Origin of the sequence: Streptomyces kronopolitis (genome assembly GCF_050953795.1) — a bacterium.
GTDB classification, from domain to species: domain Bacteria; phylum Actinomycetota; class Actinomycetes; order Streptomycetales; family Streptomycetaceae; genus Streptomyces; species Streptomyces kronopolitis_A.
On the sequence record NZ_CP191850.1, the window covers coordinates 3,622,797 to 3,634,913 of the forward strand.

10 protein-coding genes are annotated in these 12,117 nt (G+C 72.2%); 4 read left to right on the top strand and 6 right to left on the bottom strand.

From position 1 onward, the window contains the following. Nucleotides 1-71: 71 nt before the first annotated feature. The 6 genes from ACQP17_RS15825 to ACQP17_RS15850 form a co-directional block, all read right to left on the bottom strand. Nucleotides 72-1,196: an LLM class flavin-dependent oxidoreductase gene (locus ACQP17_RS15825; RefSeq protein WP_285505968.1), complete on the bottom strand. Its 1,125-nt coding sequence runs from the start codon at nt 1,194-1,196 to the stop codon at nt 72-74. A gap of 112 nt (nt 1,197-1,308) precedes the next feature. Further along, nucleotides 1,309-2,094 carry an SDR family NAD(P)-dependent oxidoreductase gene (locus tag ACQP17_RS15830; protein ID WP_433856896.1) on the bottom strand — a complete coding sequence of 262 codons (786 nt, stop codon included), beginning with the start codon at nt 2,092-2,094 and terminating at the stop codon, nt 1,309-1,311. Between the two features lie 116 nt (nt 2,095-2,210). Then, a complete protein-coding gene (locus ACQP17_RS15835) occupies nt 2,211-3,179 on the bottom strand; it encodes an LLM class F420-dependent oxidoreductase (RefSeq protein WP_433856897.1) in 969 nt (322 codons plus the stop codon). 135 nt (nt 3,180-3,314) lie between these two features. Continuing rightward, on the bottom strand, nt 3,315-3,596 hold the full coding sequence (locus tag ACQP17_RS15840) for a hypothetical protein (RefSeq protein ID WP_433856898.1): 282 nt from the start codon (nt 3,594-3,596) through the stop codon (nt 3,315-3,317). A 227-nt stretch (nt 3,597-3,823) separates the two neighbouring features. Next, entirely contained in the window at nt 3,824-5,080 is a 1,257-nt protein-coding gene (locus ACQP17_RS15845; RefSeq protein WP_433856899.1) for a helix-turn-helix domain-containing protein, read from the bottom strand. Between the two features lie 174 nt (nt 5,081-5,254). Then, on the bottom strand, nt 5,255-6,481 hold the full coding sequence (locus ACQP17_RS15850; RefSeq protein WP_433856900.1) for an amidohydrolase family protein: 1,227 nt from the start codon (nt 6,479-6,481) through the stop codon (nt 5,255-5,257). A gap of 256 nt (nt 6,482-6,737) precedes the next feature. Between ACQP17_RS15850 and ACQP17_RS15855 the strand changes: the two genes are divergently transcribed. From ACQP17_RS15855 to ACQP17_RS15870, 4 genes are all read left to right on the top strand, one after another. Continuing rightward, on the top strand, nt 6,738-9,674 hold the full coding sequence (locus tag ACQP17_RS15855; protein WP_433856901.1) for a BTAD domain-containing putative transcriptional regulator: 2,937 nt from the start codon (nt 6,738-6,740) through the stop codon (nt 9,672-9,674). A gap of 212 nt (nt 9,675-9,886) precedes the next feature. Beyond that, nucleotides 9,887-10,057: a hypothetical protein gene (locus tag ACQP17_RS15860; RefSeq protein ID WP_433856902.1), complete on the top strand. Its 171-nt coding sequence runs from the start codon at nt 9,887-9,889 to the stop codon at nt 10,055-10,057. A 136-nt stretch (nt 10,058-10,193) separates the two neighbouring features. Continuing rightward, a complete protein-coding gene (locus ACQP17_RS15865; RefSeq protein ID WP_433856903.1) occupies nt 10,194-10,346 on the top strand; it encodes a hypothetical protein in 153 nt (50 codons plus the stop codon). A 138-nt stretch (nt 10,347-10,484) separates the two neighbouring features. Continuing rightward, nucleotides 10,485-12,059: a class I adenylate-forming enzyme family protein gene (locus tag ACQP17_RS15870; RefSeq protein ID WP_433856904.1), complete on the top strand. Its 1,575-nt coding sequence runs from the start codon at nt 10,485-10,487 to the stop codon at nt 12,057-12,059. Nucleotides 12,060-12,117 lie beyond the last annotated feature (58 nt).

Sequence of the window (12,117 nt, forward strand, 5' to 3'; positions counted from 1 at the left end):
GCTGCTGCGCGGCGGACCCCGGCCCGTCCCCGGCGGACCGGGCCCTACCGGGCGCGGCCGGCCGGCGGGCCTCAGCTGCCCGCGGTCGTGCGGAACCGGGTGGTCCGGTGCACCGGATCGGTGTCGATCTTCGGGATCACGTGCTCGCCGATCAGCCTGATCGAGTTCATGGTGTCCTCGTACGGGATCCCGATCGGCAGCCCGAAGCTCAGCTGGTCGGCGCCCGCCCGCTCCCAGCGCCGGCACTGCCCGAGCACCTCGTCCGGGTCGCCGCAGATCATCAGCTCCTCGGCGATCAGCAGCTCGATGACCTCCGCGGTGTAGTCGGGCAGCAGCTCGGGCCACTCGGGGATGCCGTCGGGCCGCGGGAAGGTGTCGTGGTAGCGGAAGACCAGCGACTGGAGGTAGTTGAGCCCGCCGTTGACCGCGATCTCCACCGCCTTGTCGTGCGTCTCGGCGCAGATCGCGGTCGAGGTCACCATCACGTTGTCGTTGACGAAGTCGCCGATCGGCTCGGCGTCACGGATCGCCGTCTTGTACTGCTCCAGCACCCACTCCATGTCGGAGACCTTCTGCACGCTGAAGCCGAGGACGCCCAGGCCCTTCTTCGCCGCCATGGCGTACGAGGACGGTGAGCCGGCCGCGTACCACATCGCCGGGTGCGAGGCCCCGTACGGCTTGGGGAAGATCTTGCGCGGCGGCAGCTGCCAGTGGGTGCCCCGGAACCCGGGATACTCCTCCTGGAGCCACATCTTCGGGAACTCGGCGATGGTCTCTTCCCAGATCTCCTTGGTGTGGTTCATGTCGGTGATGCCCGGCAGGAACCCCAGGATCTCGTGGCTGCCGGCGCCCCGCCCGCTGCCGAATTCGAAGCGTCCTTCGCTGAGATGGTCGAGCATGGCGACCTTCTCGGCGACCTTCACCGGGTGGTTGACCTGGGCGAGCGGGTTGAAGATCCCGGAGCCCAGGTGGATCCGCTCGGTCGCATGAGCCAGATAGCCGAGGAAGACGTCGTTGGCGGAGAGGTGCGAGTACTCCTCCAGGAAGTGGTGCTCGGACGCCCAGGCGTATTTGAAGCCGGACTTGTCCGCCTGGATGACGTACTCGGTCTCCTCCATCAGCGCCTTGTGCTCCGCGAGCGGATCGGTCTCGGCCCGCTTGCCCACGTATCCCTGTACAAAGAGCCCGAATTCCACGGAGGTTCACCGTCCCTGTACTGTTTCTGACGTACCGTCAGATTCGATGTGCCGACTGTTCCAGCGCACGCACGGAGCGTCAAGGCCCGCCACCGGACAAGCTGACACCACCTCAGATGAGGCTGACCCCCGCCAGCCAGCCCCCGTCGATGACGAACGGCTGCCCGGTGATGTACGACGAGTCCTCGCACGACAGGAAGAGCGCCAGCCGGGCGACCTCCGCCGGCTGCCCGATCCGCCCCAGCGGCACCACCTTCCGGTAGAGCTCGTCGACGGCCCGCTTCGACTCATCGGGGTCGGCGGCCGGGTCGAGCGCGGCCGGGTTGGTCATCGGGGTGTCCACCGCCCCCGGGCACACCGCGTTGACCCGGATCCTCCGGGCCGCCAGCTCCATCGCGGCGACCCGGGTCAGCCCGAGGACCGCGTGCTTGGTCGCGGCGTACGCCCCCACGAACGCCATGCCGGTCAGTGCCGTGTACGAGGCCGTGTTGACGATGGTCCCGCCGCCCGCCGCCTCGATCTCCGGCGCCACCGTACGGATCCCCAGGAAGCAGCCGACCTGGTTGACCTGCACCACCTGCTGGAACTCCGCCAGCGGGGTCGAGACCAGCTCGTTGAAGCGCAGGATCCCGGCGTTGTTGACCAGCCCGTCGATCTTCCCGAAGGTGTCCTTGGCGACGGCGGTGGCGGCCTGCCAGTCGTCCTCCCGCGTCACGTCCAGATGGACGTAGCGCGCGACGCCCTCCCCCAGCTCCGCGGCGAGCACCTCCCCCTGCTCGTCGAGCACATCCCCGAGCAGCACCCGCGCCCCCTCCGCGGCGAACAGCCGCGCCTCCTGCTCCCCCTGCCCCCGCGCCGCCCCCGTCACGACGACGACCCGCCCGTCGAGCTTGCCCATGACTGCACTCCCCTTGTCGAAGGTTTGCCTCTGCCGCCGGGCAGGTGTCCGCGCGGCGGCACGCACGGGGCCTTCCGCCCCTGCCGGCGCGGCACGTGCCTGTCGGGCGGCGGCCGTCAGCCACCCAGCAACGGCGCCACATCCGTCCCGAACGCGGCCATCTGGTCGGTCAGTTCGCCCCGGCTGCGGCTGCGGAACCGCACCTGGACCTGGTCCACGCCCATCGCCCGGTACTCCCGCAGCGAGTCCGCGATCCGCTCCGGCGTGCCCGCCAGCGTCCGCCGGCCGACCGCCCACCCCGGCTCGCCCACGTACAGCGACTCGGTGAGGGCGCCGATCACGGGGGGCGTCTCGATCCCCGCAGCCTCCCGCAGCCGACGCAGCCGCGCGATCTGCCCGGGCAGCGCGTCCCGCCGGTCGCCCTGCGGCAGCCAGCCGTCGCCGCGTTCGGCGGCCCGGCGCACGGCGGCGGGCGAGGAGCCGCCCACCCAGACCGGCGGCCGCGGCGTCTGCACGGGGCGCGGCGCCTGCCCCAGCCCCTCGAACGCGAACCGCTCGCCCGCGAACTCGGGGAACTCCTCCGGCCCCAGCGCCGCCTTCAGCGCGTCGACCGTCTCGTCCAATACGGCGCCGCGCCGCGCGAAGTCCACCCCGAGCGCCTCGAACTCCTCCCGGACGTGCCCGGCCCCGACGCCGAGGATCAGCCGCCCCCCGGAGAGCCGGTCCAGCGTCGCGTACTGCTTGGCCGTGACCAGCGGATGCCTGAGCCCGACCACCGCGACATGGCTCAGCAGCCGCACCCGCTCGGTGACGGCGGCCAGATGCGCGAGGGTGGCGACCGGGTCGTACCAGACGGTGCTCATCGCCTCGGCCAGCCGCCGCGGGATCGCGATGTGCTCACAGCAGGCGAGATACGCGAACCCGTACCGGTCGGCGGCCCGCGCGACCGCCACCAGGTCGGCGGGCCCGGCCGCCGGCTCCCACCCCTCCGCGAACAGCGTGCTCTGCGCCTGCACCGGCAGCTGCATCCCATAAGCCACCCGCCCCGCCTCGGGCCGCCACACCGCCCCGTCCCCGCCGTCCATACGCCCTCCCGCCATATCTGACGCATCGTCATATAGCTTGCGCGGGACATCGTGGTGGCTCCGGGAACATCCGGCAAGGGGGACGGCGGGCGCGGGCGGGGCCCACTCCGGGGAGCACACCCCCGGACAACTCCGTCACCCCTGGGGCCGCACCCTCCTGCTCTCGGCCACCCGGCACACCTCACGCAGGCTGCTGCTCAACTGTCGTGCGAGGTGATGCAGTTCCGGAAACGTCTCCTTACGGTCGGCCGGCATCTCTGCCGCATGACCGAGCAGGTCCTCGGCCATGTCGAGCTGGACGGCCTCCACGCCGTCCGCGATCCGGGAGACCGCGCCCGCACCGTCACCCACGACGATGCAGGTCTTCCCGTCCGGCGTCGTCCACGGCACCAGCCGCGCCTCCTGCGGATCGCTCATCGGGCGGCCTCCCCCTCGCCACAGGGCGGGGGGCATGCGAAGGCGGTCAGTAACCGCGCGCCGGGCGAGTGACGCGCAAGACGATTCGGCATCATGGCCTGCTTTCTCGGGTGGGTCACACGCCCGCCGCGCCGTTCACCGCCCGGCGGGAGCTTCGGTGATCATGCGATGACCGACCGTAGGGGCCCCGGGAAAGCGGCAGGGGCACACTTTGTGCCCTCACCCGCTCACGCCGCCAGCACGCCGACTCTCACCGCCAGTTCGCTCGCCCGCCGCCGCTGCGCCGGACTCTTCGACTCTGCCTCCTCCAGGACGATGCGCCGGGCGTAACCGTTGTAGCGAACGGTCTCCGGTGCGGCCTCGTACGCCTTGCCGAGCGCGGCCAGAGCCGCCTCCGGCTGCCCGTCGAGCTGGTATCCGCGCGCCTCCTCGATGCGGTGGCGGGCCCGCCGGGGGCGCGAGGGGATGGTCGCGGCGTCCGCGGCGGCAGCCTGCCGGACGCTCTCCGGCCCGGCGTGCAGCTCCACCGCGACGGTCATCGCGTGCGCGCCCATGACGGCTCGCGAGAAGGAGGTCACGGGGTGGTGGTAGTCGGCGGGCAGCCGGTCGGCCATGGCGCGCGCCACGTCCCACGAGCGCCAGGCGGTCCCGGTGTCACCGCGGCGGGCCGCCGTGTACCCGGCCTCGAACTGCAGGGCTCCGGTGATGGCGAGCACGTCGTTTCCGGCATCCGGCAACAGCGGTTCCAGATAGCGCAGGGTTTCCCGGTTCACCGCGTCGGCGGCGTCGAAATGCGCGTGCCCGCTGTCCCGGTGGGCCTGCGTCGCCAGCCACGCCGATACGCCGATGGCATGCGGAACCTCGGATTCCTGCGCCGCGACCATGCCCCGCTCCACCACCCGCCACAGCAGCGAGGCATCCGGCTGGTAGGCGAGGAAGAACTGGCTGAGGCTGTACACCTCGGACAGCAGCGCCTGCGCTCCGCGTCGCTCCCGAGCCGAGTCGGCCTGCAGCACCGCGAGTTGCGCGTCCCGGATGAGGTCCGGCAGGAGAGCCCCGATGACGTCACGGTGATGCGGAGCCGAATGCCGGGCGGCCCACGCGCGGACCAGGCGTTCCTGAAGGTGCGCCGGCGACGGCGCCCCGCGCCGCGTGGTCACCGGGAAGGTGTTGACGGCCGACCGGACCTGCGGCAGCCGGGCGTGACCCGGCCCCGTGAACATGGCGACGGCCATCGACTGCTCCCCGGTGAGGTCGGAGAGGTCCCGCACCCGCAGCGCCTCCGCGATCCGCAGGATCACCGGCGGCTTGGGCATCTTCCGGCGCCCGCCCTCCACCTGCTTGACCCAGCTCGGCGCCTTGCCCAGCAGCCCGGCCAGGACGTGACGGCTCATCCCTCCGCGGGTCCGCAGGATCTGCATCCGCCGGCCGAAGGCGACCGGCTCGACAAACGGATCCGGCGGAGCATCTGAAGACGGAGACACGGCCTCGCCCCTCTCCGTACAGCTCGTCACTGTCAGAGTACGGGCCGGGACGATACGCGGCGGCGCCCTGTGGAAAGCCCGTCCCGCAGGGCGAACTTCCGCACCAGGCCGTGCCGGCCCCGGCCCGTCAGTGGCCGCAACGGAGACAGGGGCGCGCTCCCGGACCTCCCCCGGTCACCCCCCGGCCCCCGCCCACAACCCCTCCCCCGTCAGCCCCAGCAGGTCGATCGCATTGCCGCGCACGATGCGTTCGACCACGTCCGGGGGCAGGTGGCCCATCTGGGACTCGCCGACCTCCTTCGACTTCGGCCAGGTGGAGTCCGAGTGCGGGTAGTCGGTCTCGTAGAGGACGTTGCCGACGCCGATCGCGTCGAGGTTGCGCAGGCCGAAGGCGTCGTCGAAGAAGCAGCCGTGGATGTGTTCGGCGAAGAGTTCGGCCGGTGGGCGCAGGACCTTGTCGGCGACGCCGCCCCAGGCGCGGTTCTCCTCCCACACCACGTGGGCGCGCTCCAGGACATACGGAATCCAGCCGATCTGCCCCTCGGCGTACATGATCTTCAGCCGGGGAAAACGGTCGAGCTTTCCGCTCATCAGCCAGTCGACCATCGAGAAGCAGCAGTTGGCGAAGGTGATCGTCGACCCCACGGCGGCCGGAGCGTCGGGGGACGTCGAGGGCATCTTCGACGAGGAGCCGATGTGCATGGCGATGACCGTGCCGGTCTCGTCGCAGACGCGCAGGAACGGGTCCCAGTGGTCGGTGTGGATGCTGGGCAGCCCCAGATGTGGCGGGATCTCGCTGAAGCAGACCGCCCGGACGCCGCGGTCCGCGTTGCGCCGCACCTCCGCGGCGGCCAGTTCCGCGTCCCACAGCGGAACGAGGGTGAGCGGGATCAGCCGGCCCCGCGCCTGGGGGCCGCACCACTCCTCCACCATCCAGTCGTTGTACGCCCGCACCCCCAGCAGCCCCAGCTCACGGTCCTTGGCCTCGGTGAAGGTCTGGCCGCAGAAGCGCGGGAAGGTGGGGAAGCACAGGGCGGACTGGACGTGGTTGACGTCCATGTCGGCCAGCCGTTCGGGCACGCTGAAGGAGCCGGGGCGCATCTGCTCGTAGGTGATCCCTTCCAGCCTGATCTCGTCGCGGGAGTAGCCGACGGCGGTGTCCAGGCGGGTCAGCGGGCGGTGCAGGTCCTCGTAGACCCACCAGTCGGCTATCGGGCCGTCGTCGCCCACGGCGCCCATCTTTGGAGCGAACTTTCCGCCGACGAAGGTCATTTCCTTCACGGGCGCCCGGACGACGCGCGGGCCGCTGTCCCGGTACTTCGACGGGAGCCGGTCCCGCCAGACGTGGGGTGGCTCCACCGTGTGGTCGTCCACCGAAATGATCCTGGGGAAGGTCGCCATGCCGGATACGGTAGCGCCGATCTGACGATCCGTCAGCAATGGGGGAACCAGGACGGGAATACCGGGCGCGCACGGAACGTTCGACTCCGTGACCCCGGGGCGCAGCGGCCCCGGCCCCGGCCCCGATCAGGCGGGGAGGCTTTGTGCACGGTCGGGACCCCTACTGACGGAAGCGGGCGCGACAAGGCAGACTGACCGTTGCGCACAGCGAGGTTGTGCGTACAGCGCGACAGATGGCACACAGCAGGGGGGCACCATGGACGACGGTCCGGGGCGGGAGCGGCTCCGCTTCACCGTGCTCGGTCCCGTACGGGCCTGGCGCGGCGCAACGCCGCTGGCAGCGGGCTCCCCGCAGCAGCGCGCGCTGCTCGCCGCACTACTGCTGCGCGGCGGGCGCACCGCCACCGCGCCCGAACTCGTCGACGCCCTCTGGGGCGACGAACCGCCGCACGCCGCGCTCGCCGCGCTGCGCACCTACGCCTCCCGGCTCCGCAAGGCCCTCGGCGGCGACTCCGAGGCCCTGGTCAGCGAGTCCGGCGGCTACGCCCTGCGGCCGGTGGACGACCACCCGCTGGACCTCGACCACGACCACGCCGAGCAGTACGCCGCCGAGGCGGAGAAGGCCAAGGCCTCCGGCGACCGCACCCGTGCCCGGGAACTCCTCGACGCGGCCCTGGCGCTGTGGGACGGCGAGCCGCTGGCCGGGCTGGCCGGACCGTACGCGGAGACCCAGCGCACCCGGCTGGAGGAATGGCGGCTCTCGCTCACCGAGACCCGCCTCGAACTCGACCTGGAAGCCGGCTGCCACGCGGAGGTGGTCTCCGAACTGACCGCGCTCACCGCCACCCACCCGCTGCGCGAGCGGCTGCGCGAACTCCTCATGCTGGCCCTCTACCGCAGTGGACGGCAGGCCGAGGCGCTCGCCGTCTACGCCGACACCCGCCGGCTGCTCGCCGACGAACTCGGCGTCGACCCCTGCGCCTCGCTCTCCGACCTCCAGCACCGGATCCTGCGCGCCGACACCGACCTGGACGCGCCGCCCGCCGTCGACGACTGCCCCGACACCAGCGACCAGGTCTTCGTGCGCCCCCAGCAGCTCCCGGCCACCGTCGCCGACTTCACCGGCCGCAGCGCCTTCGTCGACGACCTCGGCCGGCAGCTGGCCACCGCCGAGGGCAGCGTGATGGCCGTCTCCGCGCTCACCGGCATCGGCGGCGTCGGCAAGACCACCCTCGCCGTCCATGTCGCGCACGCCGCCCGCGAGCACTTCCCCGACGGGCAGCTCTACGTCGACCTGCAGGGCGCGGGCCAGGCCCCCTCCGAGCCGGAGGCGGTGCTCGGCGCCTTCCTGCGGGCCCTCGGAACCGCTGATTCCGCCATCCCGGACGGCCTGGAGGAGCGCGCCGCGCTCTACCGCTCCACCGTCGCCGGCCGCCGCGTCCTGACGCTGCTGGACAACGCGCGCGACGCCGCCCAGATCCGCCCGCTGCTGCCCGGCGCGGAGGGCTGCGCCGCGCTGATCACCAGCCGCGCCCGCATGATCGACCTGGCCGGGGCGCATCTCATCGACCTCGACGTGATGAGCCCGGAGGAGGCGCTGACCCTCTTCACCCGCATCGTCGGGGAGGAGCGCGTCACCTCCGAGCGGCAGGCCGCCATGGCCGTCGTCGGCGCCTGCGGCTTCCTGCCGCTGGCCATCCGGATCGCCGCCTCCCGGCTCGCCGCGCGCCGTACGTGGACGGTCTCCGTCCTGGCCAGCAAGCTCGCCGACGAACGCCGCCGGCTGGACGAGCTGCGCGCCGGCGACCTCGCCGTCAAGGCCACCTTCGAGCTGGGCTACGGACAGCTGGAGCCCCACCAGGCACGGGCCTTCCGGCTGTTGGGGCTGGCCGACGGCCCGGACATCTCGCTGGCCGCCGCGGCGGCCGTCCTCGACCTTGACATCGATGCCGCGGAGGACCTCGTCGAGTCCCTGGTCGACGCCAGCCTCCTGGAGTCCGCCGCCCCGGGCCGCTACCGCTTCCACGATCTGGTGCGGCTCTACGCCCGCGCCTGTGCCGAGCGGGACGAACAGCCGCCCTCGGAGCGGGAGGCCGCCCTGTCGCGGCTGCTGGACTTCTATCTGGCGACGGCCGCCCGGATGTACGCCCTGGAGCGGCCCGGCGACCGGCTCATCGACCACATGGAGTCCACGAGCTACCCGGGGCTGGAGTTGACGGACCGGCAGGACGCGCTGGCCTGGCTGTTCAGCGAAGCCAGCTGCGTGCTCGCCTGCGCCCGGCACGCCACCGGCCCCGCCTTCCTGCGGCGCTCGGTCGATCTGCTGCTGCTGACCCTGGACCTCGCCGAGTCCGGCGCCGACGCCCGGCAGTACGAGCAGGCCAATGTGCGGCTGCTGGAGGCCGCCCGGGCCGCCGAGGACCAGCACGCCCAGGCCCGGCTGCACACCTCGCTCACCAACGTCCACACCCTCGCCGGCCGGCTCGACGAGGCGGACGAGCACGCCAAGTCGGCCATGCTGCTCGGGCTGGCCGTGGGGGACCCCTTCTCGTCGTCCAACGCGCCCAACGACCGGGGCATCATCGCCGGTGAACAGAAGCGGCACGCGGACGCGGAGGCGTATCTCAACCAGGCGCTCAGCGCCTTTCGCGCGGACAACAACGAGCAGTCCGAGGCCAGCGCGCTGTGCAACCTCTCCCGGGTCCATCTGGACACCGGGCGCACGGAGAGCGCCATCGAACTCGCCGAACAGGGCATCGCCATCTACCGCCGGCTCGGCGCCGAACGCCGCCTGGCCAACGGCATGTACGCCCTCGCGCTGGCCTTCACCCTGGCCGAACGCCTGGATGACGCCACCGTTCAGCTGATGAAGGCGCTGACGATATTCCAGCAGAGCCGCCAGCGGTTCTGGGAGGGCATGACGTACTTCCGGCTCGCCGAGGTCGAACTGGCCGGGAACCGGCCCGCGGACGCCGCCAACCACGCCGAGCAGGCACTGACCACGCTGCGCGGCATCGGCGGCGAATGGTGGCGGGCCAACGCCCTGACGACGCTCGGCCGGGCCCTGCACGCCATCGGCCACCCCAGCCGGGCGCGGGTGTGCTGGCAGGAGGCGCTGGCCATCCATGACCGGCTCGGCTCGCCCGAGGCCATGACGGTGCGCTCGCTACTGGCCCCGATGGCCGCCGCGTAACCGCAGGTCAGCGACGTAATCGCGGGCGTTTATCGATCGTTCATCGCCGACGGCCATTCTCTTACCAACCGATCCGCCGCCTCGGGGGGCAAGCGGCTCGGTGACCCGGCCCCACCGTAAGGTGTTCGGCCCTGGTACACCTCTCCGGCGGCCCTCGGGGGAGTCGCCGGCGAGGCGTACTGTACAGCGCCCATACACAGGAGTTGGTCACCGTGAGTACAGAAGAGAGCAACGTCCAGCCGACCCAGAAGCCCATCATGAAGCCGATGGACAAGCACCGGCCGATCATCGGCGAGGGCACCGCTGCGGAGGCGTCTTCGGCGCCCGCACCCGGCGTCCTGTCCGCCAAGGACAAGCACAGGCCGATCGTGGATCCGCAGTAGTACGGAGCGGGGCACGACGTTTCGGGGGATCGCAGGGGCTGGTTTCGATGGCACGGAGGGGAGCCATCGGGACCGGTCCCTGCGGCGTTTTCCGCTTTCCCCTCCGCCCACGGCACCTTTCACACCCGGAGTACGCATGAACCGACTCATGACGGCCCTGATGACCCTGGCGGTGGCCGCCGCCATATCCGGCGGCGCCGCGGCGCCGGCACTGGCGGACGGCAGCCATCCGGTTCCCGGAGCGGGCCTGACCACGCTGGACCGGCACCGGCCCGTGGCCCCGCAGTAGGCCCGACACAGCAGGCCCAGCAGCAGCCCGCACGACTCTGACACTCCGTCAGTTTCGCTGCTACAGTCGCGCATCCGGCCCCGGCGAGAGCGCCGGGGCCGGATCCCGTTCGGTCCTGCCCACCCCTGGAGGCGCGCCGTGTTCGAACCCGCCCGTGTGCAGTCGCTGTGGGAACTGCTCACCTACCGCGCACAGGCCTCGCGCGGCGCACCGATGTTCTTCGACGAGGGTGGGCGGACGGTCACCTTCGACGCGGTGCGAGACGAGGCGCTGCGGGTGGCGGCCGGGTTGCACGACCTGGGCATCGGTCCCCGGACGCGGGTGGCCTGGCAGTTGCCGAGCCGGATCGGGACGGTGGTCCTCTCGTTGGCGCTGGCCCGGCTCGGGGCCGTGCAGATACCCGTCATACCCCTGCACCGCGCGCGTGAAGTGGGCTTCATCCTGGCGGAGTCGGCGGCGGAGTGGGTGCTCGTGCCGGGTGTGTGGCGGGGGTTCGACCACACCGCGATGGTGCGTGCGGTGGCCGGGGACGGGGTGCGGGTGCTGCCGGTGGACGAGCGGCTGCCCGTGGGGGATCCGGCGGGGCTGCCCGAGGCGGTGCCGGGCGGCGACGGGGACACCACCTGGATCTACTACACCTCCGGCACCACCGCGGCGCCCAAGGGCGTCGAGCACACCGATGCCACCCTCATCGCCGGCGGCGTCGGGCTGGCCACCGCGTTGGGGATGTCCCCGGACGACATCGGCTCGATCGCCTTTCCCTACGCGCACATCGCCGGCCCGGACTACGTCATCGCCATGCTGGTCAGCGGGTTTCCCGCGGTCGTCCTGGAGAGCTTCGAGCCGGGGCGGGCGGCCGGGGTCTACCGGCGGCACGGGGTGACGATGGCCGGCGGCAGCACCGCCTTCTATCAGGCGTTCCTGGACGAGTCGCGGCGCCGGCGGCGGGGGGAGCCGCAGGCCGGCCCGCTGATCCCCTCGCTGCGGCTGCTGTCGGGCGGCGGGGCGCCGCTGCCGCCGGAGCTCCACCGGGCGGCCGGGCGGGAGCTGAGCTGCGCGATCGTGCACGGATACGGGATGACCGAGTGCCCGATGATCGCGATGGGCACCCCGTACGACAGCGACGAGCAGCTCGCCCGGACGGTCGGCAGGCCGGTCGTGGGCGCGCGGGTGCGCATCGCCCGGCCGGACGGGTCCGAGGCCGCGGCCGGGGAGAGCGGTGAGGTGACGCTGAAGGGCCCGATGGTGTTCCGGCGCTACACCGACCCGGCGCTGACCGCGGAGGCCTTCGACGCCGAGGGCTACTTCCGCACCGGTGACCTGGGCACCGTGCGGGACGACGGGCACCTGGTGCTCACCGGGCGGCTCAAGGACATCATCATCCGCAAGGGCGAGAACATCTCCGCGCAGGAGATCGAGGATCTGGTGCACACCCATCCGGCGGTGGCGCAGGCGGCGGTGATCGGGCTGCCGGACCGGGAGCGCGGTGAGCGGGTGTGCGCGGTGGTGGTCCCCACCGATCCGGCCGCGCCACCGCTCACCCTGGACACGCTGACCGCGCATCTGCGGGCGGCCGGGCTGATGGTGCAGAAGCTGCCGGAGCAACTGGAGATCACCGGGGAGCTGCCGCGCGGCGGGCCGCTGGACAAGGTGCTGAAGGCGGCGCTGCGGGAGCGCTACGCACCGCGGTCCGCGCAGCGGTATACGGAGTAGCCGCGGCCTCCGGCCGGTGTGGCGATGAGTTCCGGGGGCGGGCGGAGTCTTCACTGGG